The sequence below is a fragment of the Mesorhizobium sp. M1066 genome (assembly GCF_040318635.1).
Classification (GTDB): Bacteria; Pseudomonadota; Alphaproteobacteria; order Rhizobiales; family Rhizobiaceae; genus Mesorhizobium.
Map to the genome: position 1 here is coordinate 1 of NZ_JAMYMR010000068.1, position 16,407 is coordinate 16,407.

Sequence of the window (16,407 nt, forward strand, 5' to 3'; positions counted from 1 at the left end):
CGTCGCAAGGAAGCTCCTCGTCGTCCTAAACGCCATCATCCGTGATAAAAAAGCTTTCGCATGAACACAGTTGCCATGCCGTGACGGTGATGCTATGCTCCGGCGGTGCAAGGAACCGAGCGCCTATCAGCCGTTCCACGAAAGAGCTCGAACCACTCCGGATTGGCCCTCTCGATCAGCTCGATCTTCCATTGTCGTGACTTGTGCTCGGTACGCGGCGGCCGAGGTCGTTGGTGACGCCGATGTAGATCGTACCGCGCTTCTGACTCGCGGTCATGTAAGCATAGCCGGTCATGGTTGAAGGGTAGCCCGCGTGAGTTGGCGTGCAAAGCGACATTTCTGATCCGCCGCATTCTACGACCACCGTCACGGCATGGATCCTAGGGTCTGCGCCGCGTCGCTTCGCTCCTTGCTTCGCCCTAGGATGACGAAGCTTAAGTTAAGCCGTCTTCGTGACACAAGTCGTGCCCCGCCCCCTTCACTGCGACCAATACTGCCAGGCCCAGTAAAAACTCTCGTCGCGTGGCGGCAGGCGGTCGCGCTCGGCGTCCCAGCGGACCGGCGTTGGCGATTTCGGTTGCTGTTCTAGCGGCTGGCTTTCCCTGGTCCAGGCGAGAAGCCAGTTACCGGCTTGGGCGAACAGCACGGCGGTGGAATGGGTCATCGTCATTCTCCTGCTCCTCTGGGCTTCGATCATTCGCGTCCCGCCCACGGGACGAGCACGCGCTCGATCCTGCGGATGGTGAATTCGAGCACGAAGGCGATGGCCGCGATCACCAATATGCCCATCACCACCACGTCGGTGACGAGGAACTGGGCGGCCGACTGGATCATGAAGCCGAGCCCGCGTGTCGCCGCCACCAGTTCGGCGGCGACCAGCGTCGACCAGCCGGCGCCGAGCGCGATGCGCAGTCCGGTCAGGATCGACGGCAGCGCGCTGGGCAGAATGACGTGGCGGACCACCTGGCGCTGGGTAGCACCCAGCGAGCGCGCCGCGTTGATGCGCTCCTGCGAGACGCCGCGAACGCCGGACGCGGTCGACAGCGCCACCGGCGCCAGCATGGCAATGGCGATCACCAGGATCTTCGACGGCTCGCCGATGCCGAACCAGATGATGACCAGCGGCAGGTAGGCGAGCGGCGGGATCGGCCGCAGGAATTCCAGCAGCGGATCGAAGATGCCGCGCCCGACCGTGCTGATGCCGATGGCGAGACCAACGGGCACGCCAATGGCAAGGGCGGCGACCAGCGCGGCGAATACCCGCCACAGGCTGGCGACGGCATGCTGCAGCAGCGTCGCATCGACGAAGCCGTCACGGGCGACGGTGATGAACTTGTTCCACACGGCGGCAGGCGATGGCAGAAACACTGACGACACCAGTTGCAGGCGGGCCGACAGCGCCCACAGCGCCAGCACCACCAGGATGGTGACAGCGCTGACCGCGCGGGCCGAAACGCCTTTGCGCTTGGGGTTGGGTCGCGACCATGGCACCGACAGGCCGTCGGCCTCGTCGATCTTGTGTCCCGGTCGCTCCGTGTAGGAGGTGAAGGTCATGCCGCTTCTCCTTCGAAGATCGCGTCGGTCAATTCGCCGCGCGCCGCCGCAAAAGCCGGATCGGCCTTGATGGTGCGGATCGCCTCGCCGGTCGCGTAGCGCCTGGAGAAGCCGGGCTCGAAACTCCGCACCACACGGCCTGGGCCGGGTGCCAGCACGACGATGCGGGTGGCGAGCACCAGCGCCTCCTCGATGCCGTGCGTCACCATCAGCACGCCGACGTCGCTTGCCGTCCACAGATCGAGCAGCGTCGTCTGCATGCGCTCGCGCGTCAGCGCATCGAGAGCGCCGAGCGGTTCGTCGAGCAGCAGGAATTCGGGTTCGGCGGCGAGCGCCCGGGCCAGGCCGACGCGCTGGCGCATGCCGCCGGAAAGCTCCCAGATGCGCTTGTCGCCGGCGTCGGTGAGCTTCACCAGCGCCAGCAACTCATCGGCACGCTGGGCCCGCTCGGCTGGCCTGACACCGCGCAGCCTGAGCGCGAAGGCAACGTTTTCGCGCGCGGTCAGCCATGGGAACAAAGCATCGTTCTGGAACACCACCGCCCGGTCCGACCCCGGCGCGGTGATCGGCTTGCCGTTGATGGAAGCCGTACCTCGCGCCGGCGCGACAAGACCGGCGGCGACGTTGAGCAGCGAGGTCTTGCCGCAACCGGAACGGCCCACCAGCACGACGAAATCGCCCTTGGCAACATCGATCGACACCCGTTCGACGGCAGGCTCCGCCTGGCCGTCATAATGGATCGAGACCTTGTCCAGTACGAGATGGGGGTCCAGTACAAGATGCGGCATGGATGCCTCGCGATTCGTTGAAATCCGACTGCCCCGGCCCTCGTCAGCGGTTCCGGGGCAATCAGCACGCGGCGTCAGGGAAGAAGCGCGCGGGCCCGGGTTCAGAGCAATTCCAGGAAAAGTGTAATGCGGTTTTCCGTCCGGAATTGCGTTAAGCGGGTACTAGTTCGAGGCGAGCGCCTCTGTGACGTATTTCGCCGACACGTATTTCGAATAGTCGGGAAGCACGGCGTCGATCTTGCCTTGCTCCTTGAGGAAGGCGGATGTCGCTTCCACCGCCTTGACCGTGCCGCCGCCGAGGAATTTGTCGGAGGCCTGTTCTTCGAGCGTCGGGAAGACATAGCCCTTGAGCAACTGCGGCACTTCTTCCAGCTTGGCGCCGGTGATCTTGGCGATCGCTGCCGCCTGCGGCGACGACACCGACCAGGCGTCGGGCTTGGCCAGGAACTCGGCATAGGCCGCACCCGTCACCTTGACGAAGTCACGTACTGCCTCAGGGTTCTTTTCGGCAAAGTCGGTGCGCACGATCCAGGCGTCGAAGGTCGGCGCGCCCCAGGCGGCGACCTGCGAGGAATCCAGCACGACCTTGCCAGTCGTCTTGATCTGGCCGAGCGCCGGATCCCAGACATAGGCCGCATCGATGTCGCCGCGTGAAAAGGCCGCGGCGATTTCCGGTGGCCTGAGATTGAGGATCTCGACCGACTTCGGATCGACGCCTTCATGCTTCAGCGCGGCGAGCAGGCTGTAATGCGTCGTCGACACGAACGGCACGGCGACCTTCTTGCCGGCGAGGTCGGCGACCTTCTCTATGCCGGCGCCGTTGCGCGCCACCAGCGCCTCGGATTCGCCGATCAGGCCGACGATAAAGATGGTCTGGATCGGCAGCTCGCGGCTCGCCGCCGCCGCCAGCGGGCTCGAGCCGACATAGCCGATATCGACCGAACCGGAAGCGACCGCGGCGATGACATCGGCACCGGAATCGAATTTGCGCCAGTCGATCACTGCCTTCGTCGCTTTTTCATAGGCGCCGTCGGCCTGCGGCACTTTCGAGGGTTCAACCACTGTCTGGTAGCCGATGGTGATCTTGAGGTCGTCGGCAAGGGCAGGGCCGAGGAAGGCGGCGCCGGCTAGTGCGGCGGACGAGAGAAGAACAATGCGTCGCGAAATCGTGGACATGAAGGGCTCCTGAAAAGAGAAAAACCGGAATGCCCTATGATAGTCAGCTAATTCTATCGTTCTTGTAGAGTTAAATCCTTCCAAGGAAGGCGGGCTTGTTAGAAAAAAGCTGTCGGTGCTGGGTGGCCAAGCGGATAGGGCGGCTGCAAGCGATCTCCTGGCTTGATCCAAGCCGTGACGTTGGGGGCTCGGCTACTGTCCGAAGTCTTCCGATGTCGGCGGGACAGCACCCCCCTCTGGCCTGCCGGCCATCTCCCCCGCAAGGAGGGAGATCGCTGTCATCCCGGCTTTCGCCAATCGCCATCGTTGCAGGTGTTGAACCTACGGTGGATCTGCCAATCTCCCCCCTGCGGGGGAGATGCCCGGCAGGGCAGAGGGGGGTGCTGTTCCTGCCAGCGTCCGGCAAGGTTCTGCACGCACCAACGCTCGAATGGCATGACCTCGATCGCGAACAAGAATTCCTAGTCTTGCCCCTGTCAGGCAAATCCATACCCCAAACAGCTCTCGATTCGAAAACACCTTCCACAGTGCTCCAGCATAAGTATAGTATTCTTATCGACATGAGAGTTGGAGTCGGCAATCAGCGGCCACCACATCACCATGATCGCTCGCGGCATGGATCGGCTTTCGCCGTCGCGTCAGTCGATGCCGACCACATCCGGCCCTGGAGGACCATTTTGCCATCCCGCTGCTCTTAAAGGGCATTTTTGTGCTTTCGAGGGCACAAGGTCGGGCTAAAATGGCCAAAGCGGCTTGAAAACGAAGCAAAATCAACAGTTCTCGGCTTGTACATCATGTCACTAGAATTTATGTGTCATGCGGGCTTGGACGCGGCGGCAACGCACGCCAGGTGTTTTGCAACCGATGGTTCCACGCCGTCGCATGACAGAGAAATTTTGATCTTATGCTCACGAAAAAGGGCAAGTACGGCCTCAAGGCGCTCGTCCATCTCGCGCGATTGCCGGCCGGGCAGCTTGCCTTCGTCAACGACGTCGCCACCGGCAACAACATCCCGAAGAAATTTCTCGACGCCATCCTGGGCGAGTTGCGCAATGCTGGCTTCGTCCAGAGCCGTAAGGGCAAGGATGGCGGCTATCGCCTGGCGCGCCCCGCCGACGAGATCAAGGTCGGCCATGTCGTGCGCGTCCTCGACGGTCCGCTGGCGCCGATCCCCTGCGCCAGCCGCACCCAGTACCAGCGCTGTGAAGATTGCAACGAGGCGACATGCCAAGTCCGACATCTGATGCTCGAGGTCCGGCTGGCGATCGCCGAGGTGCTCGATCAGCGCAGCCTCGCCGAAATGCGCGATATCGTCCTCCACGACCTATCGGTCGCGAAGGGCATCGACGACCTGCCGGTTGCGAGGGACATCGGCGATCTGCCGGTCGCGGTGAAGGTCCAGGCCTGACACTGGCGCTGCGCAGAGCGAAGGCATGCCTATGACCGGGCGCGCCAACTCCATCATCATTGTCGGCGGCGGCGCCAGCGGCGTCGTGCTGGCCGCGCATCTCCTGAAGTCGCCCAATCCCGACCTGCGCGTCACGCTGATCGAAAGGCGCCCGCATTTCGGCCAGGGCATCGCCTATTCGACGCTGCTGTCGGCGCATGTCTTGAATGTTAGCGCCGCCGGCATGAGCGCCTATGCCGACGATCCCGGCAATTTCTGGCGCTGGCTGCAGGAGCGCGGCCTGGCAACGGCCGAGCAGGCGCCCTTCTATGCGCCGCGCAGCATCTATGCCCGTTACCTCGGCGAATTGCTCGACGAGCTGCAGGCGCGCGAAAAGCAGACCGGGCGGCTTCGGCTGATCCGCGAGGAAAGCCTGTCGATCACGCCCACCGCATCCGGTGTCGAAGTGGCGCTGGCCAACGGCACCAGCGTCGTTGCGCATCTCGCCGTGCTGGCCACCGGCCACGACGAGGAGCCGGCGCAAGGCCATGCCATCAGGATGGGATCGGAAGCCGACACAGCACTTCCCCCCGACGCCGGCGTCATGGTGCTGGGCACCGGCCTCAGCATGGTCGATGCCTTCCTGGCGCTCGAGCAGCGCGGCCATCGCGGCGACATCATAGCTGTGTCGCGGCGCGGCCTGCTGCCCTCGCCGCATCGTAAGGGCAATCCGATCAAGCTCGACGTCGCCGACATTCCTCTCGGCACGCAGCTCTCCTATTTCGTCGGCTGGTTCCGCGACCTGATCAAGGAAAACCAGAAGGCCGGCATCGACTGGCGCGACGTCGTCGACGGCCTGCGGCCGTTCAACCAGAAGATCTGGCAGAACTGGCCGGCTTCCGCCAAGCGACGCTTCGTCGAGCACACCAAGGCCTGGTGGGACATCCACCGCCATCGCATGGCACCCGAGGTCTATGCCCGTGTCACCGAAGCCGTGCGGTCCGGCCGCATCCGCCTGGTCGCCGGCCGCGTCGTCGACATCGCGCGCAACGGCGAATTCACCGTCCAGGTCCAGTCGCGCCACACGCAGCGCCTGGAGACCTTCGAGGTCGCCCGCATCTACGATTGCTCTGGCATCGTCAGGGACATCTCGACCTCGTCGAACAGCGTCGTGCGCTCGCTGGTCGACCGCGGCCTGGCACGGCCGGATCCGCTGCGCATCGGCCTCGATGTATCGGCCAAATGCGAGATCATCGCCGGCGACGGAACCGTCTCGGCCAAGATCCTCGCCGTCGGCCCGCTGACGCGCGGCACCTTCTTCGAGATCGACGCCATTCCGGATATTCGCGTGCAGTGTGCGAGGCTGAGCAAGCAGTTGTTGGGGTAGGCCGCCAAAGGTCTCGCTCTACGGCGCCCCCCTCTGGCCTGCCGGCCATCTCCCCCACGGGTGGGGAGATTGGCAGCTTCAGCGCTCCGCTCGCCTCCCAACGTCAAAAAATTGGCGAAGGCCGTGGTGACAGCCAATCTCCCTCCTTGTGGGGGAGATGGCCGGCAGGCCAGAGGGGGGCGCTGTCCCGCGACCTTGCGGCGACGAGCGCAGCGGCCATGCCAAGCCTGGAATTTCATTCCGCATCTGGCCGGTTGATTGGCACGATCTATCTTCTTTCCGACTGCAAAGGGCTGGAAAAGAGGATACGCTGCCGCTCTGCCTCGAGGCGGTCGCTTGGTCATGGAGCATCGATATGAGCGAGCACGAGATCGCCGCAGCCGACGAATTGTCCCGCCTGCGTCCGCCCTATGCGTCGGTTCTCGACCTGATCGGCCAGACGCCGGTGGTCGAGCTGACCAAATTCGACACCGGCAAGTGCCGGCTGTTCATCAAGCTCGAAAGCCAGAACCCCGGCGGCTCGATCAAGGACCGCATCGCGCTGTCGATGATCGCCGCGGCTGAAAAGCAGGGCAGGCTCAGGCGCGGCGGCACCATCGTCGAGGCGACCGCCGGCAACACCGGGCTTGGCCTTGCCCAGGTCGGCATCCCAAAGGGCTATCGCATCGTGCTGGTCGTGCCCGACAAGATGTCGCGCGAAAAGATCCAGCATCTGCGCGCCCTCGGCGCCGAAGTGCGCATGACGCGGTCCGATGTCGGCAAGGGCCATGCCGAATATTACCAGGACATGGCCGAGAAGATCGCAGCAGAAACGCCCGGCGCCTTTTATGCCAACCAGTTCGCCAACCCGGCCAATCCGCTGGCGCATGAGACCACCACCGGGCCGGAAATCTTTTCGCAGCTCGACGGTGACGTCGATGCCGTGGTCGTCGGAGTCGGCTCGGGCGGCACGCTGACCGGGCTTGGCCGTTACTTTGCCAAGGTATCGCCGAAGACCGAAATGGTGCTGGCCGACCCGGTCGGCTCGGTGCTGGCACCGCTGATCAAGACCGGCAAGATGGAAGAGGCCGGCAGCTGGACCGTGGAAGGCATCGGCGAGGATTTCGTGCCGCCCAATGCCGATCTGTCGCTGGTCAAGAAGGCCTATTCCATCCCCGACAAGCAGAGCATGCTGGCGGTGCGCGACCTCTTGTCCAAGGAAGGCATCCTCGCCGGCTCGTCCTCAGGCACGCTTTTGTCCGCCGCGCTGCGCTATTGCCGCGAGCAGACGGTGCCGAAACGCGTCGTCACCTTCGTCTGCGACAGCGGCAACAAATATCTGTCGAAGGTTTTCGATGATTTCTGGCTGGCCGAGCAGGGTCTGGCGGAGCACGAGCAGCATGGCGATCTGCGCGACCTGGTGATGCGCTCGCACCGCACCGGCGACACCGTCTATGTCGGCCCGGACGAAAGCCTGCTCAACGCCTATGGCCGCATGCGCCGTTCCGATGTCTCGCAGCTGCCGGTGCTCGACAATGGCAAGCTCGTCGGCATCGTCGACGAAAGCGACATCCTGGCCAAGGTCGACGGCCCCTATGACGGTCGCTGGGAGCGCTTCAACGGCCCGGTGCGCACGGCCATGACCTCCAATCTGCACACGCTGCAGGCCAGCCAGACGCTGGATGCGCTGCTGCCGGTCTTCGACCGCAACGAGGTCGCCATCATCTTCGACGGCGAAGAGTTCGTCGGCCTGATTACCCGCATCGACCTGATCAACCATCTGAGGCGCGCACGATGACCAGCAATACTCCGCCAGCCGGCCCATCATCATCGGGCAAGAACCGTCTGGCTTTCTCGACGCGCACCATCCATGGCGGCCAGAGCCACGACCCGCTGACCGGCGCGGTGATGGTGCCGATCTACGCCACCTCGACCTTTGCCCAGCAGTCTCCCGGCGTGCACAAGGGCTTTGAATATGCCCGCAGCCAGAACCCGACGCGCTTTGCCTTCGAGCGCGCCGTGGCTGATCTCGAAAGCGGCTCGGCCGCCTTTGCCTTTGCGTCCGGCCTGGCGGCGATCGCCACCGTGCTGGAACTGCTCGATTCCGGCGCCCACATCGTCGCCACCGACGACATCTATGGCGGCTCGTTCCGGCTGATGGAGCGGGTGCGCAAACGCTCGGCCAACCTGCAGGTCTCGTTCGTCGACTTCACCGACCTCGCCGCCGTCGAGGCCGCGATCCGGCCCGAAACAAAAATGCTGTGGGTCGAGACGCCGACGAACCCGCTGCTGCGCATCGTCGACCTCGAAGGCGTCGCCGCACTCGCCAAGCGCAAGGGGATTCTGACGGTCGCCGACAACACGTTTTGCAGCCCCTATATCCAGCGGCCGCTGGAGCTCGGCATCGATATCGTCGTTCACTCGACGACCAAATATCTCAACGGCCATTCCGACATGGTCGGCGGCGTGGCGATAGTCGGCGACAACAAGGACCTCGCCGCCCAGCTGAAATTCCTGCAGAACGCCATCGGCGCCATTTCGGGTCCGTTCGACAGCTTTCTGGCGCTGCGCGGGCTGAAGACGCTGGCGCTCCGGATGGAGCGACATTCCGCCAACGGCCTCAAGATCGCGCAATGGCTGGAAGCGCGCCGCGACGTGCGCCGCGTCATCTATCCCGGCCTCGCCAGCCACCCGCAGCACGCCGTCGCCGTCCAGCAGATGCACGCCTTCGGCGGCATGATCACAGCCGTGCTCGACCGCGACCTTGCCGGCACCAAACGCTTCCTCGAACGCACGCAACTGTTCACGCTGGCCGAAAGCCTCGGCGGGGTGGAAAGCCTGATCGAGCACCCGGCGCTGATGACGCATGGGTCCATACCGGCCGAGAAACGGGCCGAGATCGGGATTTCGGATTCGCTGGTAAGGTTGTCGGCGGGGATCGAGGAAGGCGACGATCTGATCGCCGATCTGGATCAGGCGTTGGGGGGATAGAAGGCTGGGGTTCGGCATGATCGAAGGAGGCCGTACGAGCACTGCAAGGCTGTGCCCTTTGGCGGATGTCGCGGCATGGATCCTAGGGTCTCCGCGACGTCGCTTCGCTCCTGCTCCGCCCTAGGATGACGAAGGCAGAGATGGCCCAAGGCGGATGTCGGAGATTGGCAGTCGCGTTGTATGCCCAGCGTTGGGCACCTGATTGTGATCAACGGTCATTTGAACTTCGGAGATTGGCCGAAAGCCAACCTCACTTCGTCATCCTAGGGCGCAGCAAGGAGCGAAGCGACGCGGCGCAGACCCTAGGATCCATGCCGCGACCTCTGAGCGTCGCGACGGTCAAAAGCAAACCGCAGTTCGAGCATTGCCGTTGACCCCAAACCCCATCTGCCCGAAATGTAGCGCCCCATGGCCACGCGCGAACCACCCAAACCCACCGACACCCCGCTCACCTTCGCGGTGCTGGTGTTTCCCGGCTTTCCGATGATGGCGTTCAGCTCGGTCATCGAGCCGCTGCGTGCGGCCAATGTCCTGGCGAAAACAGAATGCTATCGCTGGATCATCGTCGGCGGCACGAAAGGCGCGGTCGAGGCGTCGAATGGCGTCGTCATCCAGCCGGGTTTTTACGCCGAGGACGCGCCCAAGGTCGACCGCATCGTTGTCTGCTCGGGCGGCGATGCCGATCATCTCGTCGCCGAGGACGCAGCACACTGGATCCGCAAGAGCCTGCGCAACGGCGCCCATATCGGTGCGGTGGCGGATGCCGCGTTCTTCCTGGCGCGCGCCGGCCTGCTCGACGGCCATGCCTGCACCTTGCACTGGACCAGCCAGGCCGCCTTCACCGAGGCGTTCCCCAACATCGAGCTCAGGCGCGACCTCTATGTCATCGACCGCAAGCGCTTCACCTCGGCCGGCGGCGTCGGCAGCCTCGACATGATGCTGGAGATCATCACCCGCGACTATGGCGCCGAGCTTGCCGCCGGCGTCGCCGAATGGTTCGTGCACAGCCAGCTTCGCTCCAGCATCGACCGCAAGATGATGCCGCTGCGGCTGCGCACCGGCGTCCAGAATGAGCTGGTGCTGTCGGCCATCGCCATCATGGAGGATGCGGTCGAGGAGCGGCTCGGCATGGTCGAGCTGACCGCGAAGCTCGGCGTCTCCTCCGACAAGCTCGAGCGCAGCTTCCGCTCCGAACTCGCCATCTCTCCCAATGGCTATTACCGGCGGCTCAGGCTGAAACGCGCCGCCGACCTTTTGGCGCACTCGACGCTCGCCGTGCGCGACGTGGCGCTGGCCTGCGGCTTCGCCTCGATGTCGAGCTTTGCCCGGGCGTTTCGCGAGGAGCACGGGCATCCGCCGAGATTGGGGAGGCGGCATTAGGGGCACTTCGTCATCCTAGGGCGGAGCGACGCGAAGCGGAGCGCAGACCCTAGGATCCATGCCGCGACGCCGGCCGAAGGATGCAGCGGTCCACGATGTGTCGGCCTCGCGAGAGTGCCGGTTCTGAGCCACTTTCGTCTGAAACAGACGCCCCGGCATGGATCCTCGGGTCTTCGCCGCGTCGCTTCGCTCCTTGCTCCGCCCGTGGATGACGAAGGTAAGGGTGTCAGCGGCATCCCGCACAACACATGCGGTTTTCCGCACAATCCCTCCGCCCCTCCTGCGTCATGCTCCGACCTCGCAACCCAGCCAAGGCCGCACCCCCATGAGCATCGTCGTATTCGACCCCGACAGCACCGAGGACGTGGACTTCAAGGACCGCATGCGCCATCCGGCCGCCGCGGATCCGGCCGGCGGCATGTGGCTGTCGGATACCGAGCCGTCCTTCATCGATGCCGATGCGCTGCGCAAGGGTCGGCTGGCGAAACTGCGCGGCTGGATGCGCGAGGCCGGCTATGGCGGCGTCGTGTTGTTCGACCCCTACAACCAGCGCTATGCCACCGGCTCGCGCAACATGTTCGGCTATTTCCTGCGCAACTCGACCCGCTATTTCTTTATCCCGACCGACGGGCCGATCGTGCTGTTCGAATATCCGCAGAGCTACCATGTCTCGATGGTGCTCGACACGATCGACGAGGCGCGTCCTTCCAAGCTGGTCTGGTCCTCGGTCTCCGGCCGCGACGACGAGACCGCCGGCCCCTTCGCCGACGAGATCGCCGAATTGCTCAAGCAGCATGGCGGCGGCTCGATGAAGCTCGGCCTCGACCGCTGCAGCCATCTGCAGGCGCTGGCGCTGGAAAAGCGAGGCTGCGAGGTTCGCGATTGCCAGGGCGAGATCCTGGCGGTGCGCGCCGTCAAGACGCCCGAGGAAGTCAAATGCCTGCAGGTGTCGATGGCCGGCGCCGAGGCCGCCGTCTATGCGGTGCGCGAGGCGATCAAGCCCGGCGTTTCCGAAAACGACCTGTTCGCCATCATGTATGGCGAGGTCATCCGCCAGGGCGGCGAGTTCATCGAGACCCGGCTGCTCACCTCCGGCCAGCGCACCAATCCCTGGTTCAACGAGGCCAGCGGCCGCAAGATCCGGCCCGGCGAACTTTTGGCGCTCGATACCGACACGATCGGCTGCTACGGCTATTATTCGGATTTCTCGCGCACCTTCCGCTGCGGGCCGGGCAAGCCGACCCCCTACCAGAAGTCGCTCTACCGCATGGCGCACGACCAGGTTCAGCACAACATCGGGGTCGTCAAACCCGGCATGGCGTTCCGCGAGATCGCCGAGAAGGCGTGGAAAATCCCGGACCGTTTTGTCGACCAGCGCTACACCTCGGTCATGCACGGCGTCGGCATGCATGGCGAAACGCCGTTCATCGCGCATGCCATGGACTACGAGACCTATGGCCGCGACGGCCATATCGTGCCAGGCATGGTGGTGAGCGTCGAAAGCTATATCGGCGAAAAGGGCGGCCGCGAGGGCGTCAAGCTGGAGGACGAGATCCTGATCACCGAGACGGGTACAGAGCTTCTGTCGCGCTTTCCCTATGAGGATGAGTTTCTGGAGACGCAGGTTTGATGGTGGCTTCGCACACCGGCGCCGGATCGCGAGCCTTTGCTGCTGTCGCGAGCCCCCACAACTTCGTCATCCTAGGGCGGAGCAAGGAGCGCAGCGACGCGGCGCAGACCCTAGGATCCATGCCGGGACTCCAACGTGTCGCCACGGTCCAAATTCTGCTCCGCTGCACCATTCGATCAACGTCACGGCACGAATCCTCGGGTCTGCGCGTCCGCTTCGCTCCCGCTCCGCCCGTGGATGACGAAGTCGGGGGCGCTTCGGCCAATCACCACCGCTTGCGCCAGCACGGTAACGGACCGGCGTCGGCTTTCGGCCAAGCGGGGCCGCCCATGCATGCAGGCGCCGCATGAAAACCCCCATCGCCATCAAGCCCGGTACCGCAGCCGCGATCTTCATCGACCTGCAGGAAGAGCACCGGCAGGACCCGCGCTACCTCGTCGAGGGTTACGCAACGATCCTCGCCAACGTCCAGCGCCTGCAGGCGGCGGCGCGGGGCAACCATGTGCCGCTCTACCACTGGGCCTACATCGTCGATCTCGACAGTCAGCACCGGCCGTTTCATCCGCTCGGTGAGGACGGCAAGTCGGCCTTTTCCGACAAGAGCGATCCGCTGACCGAGATCTGCCATGAGGTGGCGCCGGCCAATGGCGAGGCGCTGCTGGTCAAGGCCGAGGCCAGCGCCTTCCGCACCGGGCCGGTGGCGCGCGACATCAAGTCTTCAGGCATCGAATGGCTGGTCGTATCAGGCGTCTGGACCGAGGCCTGCATCGACGCGTCGGTCAAGGATGCGGTGGCCAAGGGCTTTCGCGTGCTTTTGGTCAAGGATGCCTGCGGCAGCGGCAGTGCGGCCATGCACCAGACCGGCATACTCAACCTCGCCAACCGGCTCTATGGCGGCGCCGTCACCGACACCGACGGCGCCTGCCGGCTGCTGGCGGGCGAAACCGTCACCGCCTGGCAGGTCGAAGGTTCGGTGCCGCTGCGCTTCAGCTTCGACAACGCGGCCGCGCTTTACGCCGATCTATGACTGTCGAAAGCATGACCAGGGGCCCCTACGAAACCCGCCTCGACCCAGAGCTCTGGGCCTATATCGACGCGGTCAACGCCTGGTATCCGCCCGAAATCATCGGCCTGCCGATCGACAAGCAGCGCGCCGTCTATGACCGTATGAGCCGGGCTTTCCACCAGGGCCGCCCCGCGGGCGTCAAGGCCAGCGACGGCCTGATCGCCGCCACCGGCCGCGACATCCCGATCCGCCGTTACCGGCTTGCCGGCAAGGCCGCCCAGGCGATGGTGATCTACTACCACGGCGGCGGCTTCATCCTCGGCGGACTGGAAAGCCATGACGACATCTGCGCCGAGCTCTGCGCCGGCACCGGCTTCGACGTGCTGTCGGTCGACTACCGGCTGGCGCCGGAGCATCTTCATCCCGCCGCCTTCGACGATGCGGTGGCCGCCTTCGAATGGGCGGCAGTGTCATCAGATCTGCCGCTGGTGCTGTGCGGCGAAAGCGCGGGCGGCAACCTCGCCGCCGCGGTGGCGCAGGCGACGCGCCGCCATATCAGCGCTGCCATTGGCCAAGTGCTGATCTATCCCGAACTCGGCGGCGACGAGAGCGCCGGCTCCTATGTCGAGCACGCCGAGGCGCCGCTGCTGTCAGTGGCCGACGTCGTCTTCTACCGCGACGTCCGCTCGGCCAGGCGGCAATCGCCGGATGATCCGACCTTCTCGCCGCTGCGCGACACCGACTTCTCCAGCCTGCCGCCGACGGTCATCGTCACGGCGCAATGCGACCCGCTGTCGTCGGATGGCGAGACCTACCGCGACCGTATTGTGGCCGCCGGCGGCAAAGCGTGGTGGCACGAGGAGCGGAGGCTGGTGCACAGCTTCCTGCGCGCCCGCAACACTGTGCCGGCAGCGGCGGAAGCGTTTGCGCGGATTGTCGGCGCGGTTGGTGCGCTGGGCCGGGGTGGGTGGCCGTATTGAGCGAAGGCCAGCGGCGGAGCGTCGCCTTTCAAGACCTGGGTTCCTCGCCCCCGCAACGCGGGGGAGAGGTGGCCGCGAAGCGGACGGAGAGGGGGCCTTCGTAGGGCGGTCCCCTCTCCGTCTCGGCTTCGCCGAGCCACCTCTCCCCACGTTCGTGGGGCGAGGAATCCAAGCTGGAACCCCTGCGGAACCCCGCACAATCACTGCGGATTCCCGAACACTCCCCAGCGTCACCTCGCTCTATCATTCCCTCAGGCAATGGCGTCCCGGCGGTCGCGTCCGCCCCCGCGTCTGTCGATCGGCCGGGGCGATTTTTCTGTGCATGCCGTTGTCCCAAAACCGCTGGGCACTTTTGGGCGGCATGCATCAACAACAGGGGAACGACGATGAAATTCATGCTGACCGACCGCAAACTCCACCCGCAAGCCAAGCCCGTCGCCGACGATTTCAAGACCGGCGGCATCAACCGCCGCGAATATCTCGCCCTGATGGCCGGCCTCGGCGTCAGCGCCGCCGGCGCGCTGGCGCTGGGCGGGCTCAGCACCACCCCTGCCCGCGCGGCGGAACCGAAGAAGGGCGGCGTCTTGCGCGTCGCCATGAACGTCAAGGGCTTCAAGGACCCGCGCACCTTCGACGGCGTGGAGATGTCGAATGTCGCCCGCCACTGCAACGAATATCTGGTGCGCTGGAACACTGACTTCTCCTTCGAGCCCTGGCTGCTCGAAAGCTGGGAGGCGAGCGACGACGCCAGGACGCTCACACTGCATGTGCGCAAGGGCATATCCTGGTCGAATGGCGATGCCTTCAACGCCGATGATGTCATTCACAACCTCACCCGCTGGTGCGATGCCTCGGTGCCGGGCAATTCGGTCGCCGCGCGCATGGGTGCGCTGGTCAATGCCGACACCAAGAAGGTCGTCGACGGGGGCATCGCCAAGGTCGACGACTTCACCATCAAGCTCAACCTGCCGAAACCCGACATCTCGCTGATCGCCGGCATGGCCGATTATCCCGCGCTGATCATGCACCGCTCCTATGAGGGCGACGGCGACCCGCTGAAGGCGCTTTCCATCACCACCGGCCCCTGCGAGCTGGTCAGCTGGGATGCCGAGACCGGCGCCGAGGTGAGGCGCAAGGACAAGCCGTGGTGGAAGGGCGAATTCCACCTCGACGGCATCAAATGGGTCGACTACGGCTCCGATCCCAACGCCATGCTGTCGGCCTTCGAATCCGGCGAGATCGACACCGACCACGAAACCGCCTCCGATGCCGTCTCGCAGACCGAGACGATGGGGCTGATGAATTCCGAGATCGCCACCGGCTCCACCATCGTCGCCCGCTTCAATATCGGCAACGCGCCCTATGACGACGTCAAGGTGCGCCGCGCCGCCCAGCTTGCCGTCGACAATTCCGCCGTGCTGGCACTCGGCCTAGGCGGCCGCGGCAAGCCCGCCGACAACCACCATGTCGGCCCCATGCATCCCGAATATGCCGATATCGGCCCGGCCAGGCGTGACGTCGAGCAGTCGAAGAAGCTGCTGGCCGAGGCCGGCAAGGCCGACCACGAATTCGAGCTCATCTCCGTCGATGTCGAATGGCAAAAGAGCACCGGCGACGCCATCGGCGCGCAGATGCGCGAGGCCGGCCTGAAGATCAAGCGCACCGTGCTGCCGGCCGCCACCTTCTGGAACGACTGGAGCAAATACCCCTTCTCCTGCACCGAATGGCTCGGCCGCCCGCTCGGCGTCCAGGTGCTGGCGCTGGCCTACAAATCGGGCGCCGCCTGGAACGAAAGCGCCTACGCCAGCAAGGAGTTCGACGAACTGCTCGACAAGGCGCTGGCGACACCGGACGCCAAGGCGCGCAAGGAGATCATGGGCAAGATCGAGCAGAATCTGCGCGACTCAGGCATCATCATCCAACCCTACTGGCGCTCGGTCTACCGGACCTACCGCAAAGGCGTCGAAGGCTGCGAACAGCACCAGGCGCTGGAACAGCATTTTGAGAAGGTTTGGATTGAGAGTTGAGGCTTTCCATCCTTGGGTTCCTCGCCCCCGCGGGAGTGGGGGAGAGCGACTATCTGGGGTGTCAAGTTGCAATTACGAACTCGTTGCGCGCATCGCGTGCTTTTGCATTGAGGATGACCAGG

General features: G+C 64.7%; 13 protein-coding genes and 1 pseudogene. 9 read left to right on the top strand and 5 right to left on the bottom strand.

The features are described from left to right. Positions 1-92: 92 nt before the first annotated feature. From NKH52_RS33905 to tauA, 5 genes and pseudogenes are all read right to left on the bottom strand, one after another. Positions 93-295: pseudogene (locus NKH52_RS33905) on the bottom strand (GIY-YIG nuclease family protein). 183 nt (positions 296-478) lie between these two features. Then, positions 479-664, bottom strand: coding sequence for a hypothetical protein (locus NKH52_RS33910; RefSeq protein WP_013528709.1), 186 nt, complete (start codon positions 662-664; stop codon positions 479-481). Between the two features lie 29 nt (positions 665-693). Continuing rightward, the gene (locus NKH52_RS33915) at positions 694-1,554 is read right to left on the bottom strand and encodes an ABC transporter permease subunit (RefSeq protein ID WP_352736631.1); all 861 of its coding nucleotides are present in this window, start codon (positions 1,552-1,554) and stop codon (positions 694-696) included. Further along, on the bottom strand, positions 1,551-2,342 hold the full coding sequence (locus tag NKH52_RS33920) for a taurine ABC transporter ATP-binding protein (RefSeq protein ID WP_352736633.1): 792 nt from the start codon (positions 2,340-2,342) through the stop codon (positions 1,551-1,553). Before NKH52_RS33920 ends, NKH52_RS33915 begins: the two co-directional genes overlap by 4 nt. Positions 2,343-2,504: 162 nt before the next feature. Next, a complete protein-coding gene (tauA, locus tag NKH52_RS33925; RefSeq protein ID WP_352736635.1) occupies positions 2,505-3,518 on the bottom strand; it encodes a taurine ABC transporter substrate-binding protein in 1,014 nt (337 codons plus the stop codon). 904 nt (positions 3,519-4,422) lie between these two features. On the opposite strand from tauA, the gene NKH52_RS33930 reads away from it, so the two are divergent. From NKH52_RS33930 to NKH52_RS33970, 9 genes are all read left to right on the top strand, one after another. After that, positions 4,423-4,926, top strand: coding sequence for an RrF2 family transcriptional regulator (locus NKH52_RS33930; protein ID WP_352736637.1), 504 nt, complete (start codon positions 4,423-4,425; stop codon positions 4,924-4,926). Between the two features lie 31 nt (positions 4,927-4,957). Further along, on the top strand, positions 4,958-6,292 hold the full coding sequence (locus NKH52_RS33935; RefSeq protein ID WP_352613173.1) for an FAD/NAD(P)-binding protein: 1,335 nt from the start codon (positions 4,958-4,960) through the stop codon (positions 6,290-6,292). 355 nt (positions 6,293-6,647) lie between these two features. Beyond that, the gene (locus NKH52_RS33940) at positions 6,648-8,069 is read left to right on the top strand and encodes a pyridoxal-phosphate dependent enzyme (protein ID WP_352677971.1); all 1,422 of its coding nucleotides are present in this window, start codon (positions 6,648-6,650) and stop codon (positions 8,067-8,069) included. Further along, positions 8,066-9,262: a trans-sulfuration enzyme family protein gene (locus tag NKH52_RS33945; protein ID WP_127297704.1), complete on the top strand. Its 1,197-nt coding sequence runs from the start codon at positions 8,066-8,068 to the stop codon at positions 9,260-9,262. Before NKH52_RS33940 ends, NKH52_RS33945 begins: the two co-directional genes overlap by 4 nt. A gap of 408 nt (positions 9,263-9,670) precedes the next feature. After that, complete coding sequence (locus tag NKH52_RS33950) at positions 9,671-10,642, top strand: GlxA family transcriptional regulator (protein WP_352736639.1); 972 nt, start codon at positions 9,671-9,673, stop codon at positions 10,640-10,642. Between the two features lie 325 nt (positions 10,643-10,967). Continuing rightward, the gene (locus NKH52_RS33955) at positions 10,968-12,272 is read left to right on the top strand and encodes a M24 family metallopeptidase (RefSeq protein WP_352736641.1); all 1,305 of its coding nucleotides are present in this window, start codon (positions 10,968-10,970) and stop codon (positions 12,270-12,272) included. A gap of 346 nt (positions 12,273-12,618) precedes the next feature. After that, on the top strand, positions 12,619-13,299 hold the full coding sequence (locus NKH52_RS33960) for an isochorismatase family protein (RefSeq protein WP_352736643.1): 681 nt from the start codon (positions 12,619-12,621) through the stop codon (positions 13,297-13,299). Between the two features lie 11 nt (positions 13,300-13,310). Continuing rightward, complete coding sequence (locus NKH52_RS33965) at positions 13,311-14,258, top strand: alpha/beta hydrolase (protein WP_352736645.1); 948 nt, start codon at positions 13,311-13,313, stop codon at positions 14,256-14,258. Between the two features lie 386 nt (positions 14,259-14,644). Further along, positions 14,645-16,285 carry an ABC transporter substrate-binding protein gene (locus tag NKH52_RS33970; RefSeq protein ID WP_352968444.1) on the top strand — a complete coding sequence of 547 codons (1,641 nt, stop codon included), beginning with the start codon at positions 14,645-14,647 and terminating at the stop codon, positions 16,283-16,285. Positions 16,286-16,407 lie beyond the last annotated feature (122 nt).

Excerpts from the sequence above, each read along its gene's own strand:
- NKH52_RS33965 (WP_352736645.1), top strand. The coding sequence starts at position 13,311 with ATGACCAGGGGCCCCTACGAAACCCGCCTCGACCCAGAGCTCTGGGCC.
- NKH52_RS33930 (WP_352736637.1), top strand. The coding sequence starts at position 4,423 with ATGCTCACGAAAAAGGGCAAGTACGGCCTCAAGGCGCTCGTCCATCTC.
- NKH52_RS33920 (WP_352736633.1), bottom strand. The coding sequence starts at position 2,342 with ATGCCGCATCTTGTACTGGACCCCCATCTCGTACTGGACAAGGTCTCG.
- NKH52_RS33960 (WP_352736643.1), top strand. The coding sequence starts at position 12,619 with ATGAAAACCCCCATCGCCATCAAGCCCGGTACCGCAGCCGCGATCTTC.
- NKH52_RS33940 (WP_352677971.1), top strand. The coding sequence starts at position 6,648 with ATGAGCGAGCACGAGATCGCCGCAGCCGACGAATTGTCCCGCCTGCGT.
- NKH52_RS33970 (WP_352968444.1), top strand. The coding sequence starts at position 14,645 with ATGAAATTCATGCTGACCGACCGCAAACTCCACCCGCAAGCCAAGCCC.
- NKH52_RS33950 (WP_352736639.1), top strand. The coding sequence starts at position 9,671 with ATGGCCACGCGCGAACCACCCAAACCCACCGACACCCCGCTCACCTTC.
- NKH52_RS33945 (WP_127297704.1), top strand. The coding sequence starts at position 8,066 with ATGACCAGCAATACTCCGCCAGCCGGCCCATCATCATCGGGCAAGAAC.
- NKH52_RS33955 (WP_352736641.1), top strand. The coding sequence starts at position 10,968 with ATGAGCATCGTCGTATTCGACCCCGACAGCACCGAGGACGTGGACTTC.
- tauA (WP_352736635.1), bottom strand. The coding sequence starts at position 3,518 with ATGTCCACGATTTCGCGACGCATTGTTCTTCTCTCGTCCGCCGCACTA.
- NKH52_RS33935 (WP_352613173.1), top strand. The coding sequence starts at position 4,958 with ATGACCGGGCGCGCCAACTCCATCATCATTGTCGGCGGCGGCGCCAGC.
- NKH52_RS33915 (WP_352736631.1), bottom strand. The coding sequence starts at position 1,554 with ATGACCTTCACCTCCTACACGGAGCGACCGGGACACAAGATCGACGAG.
- NKH52_RS33910 (WP_013528709.1), bottom strand. The coding sequence starts at position 664 with ATGACCCATTCCACCGCCGTGCTGTTCGCCCAAGCCGGTAACTGGCTT.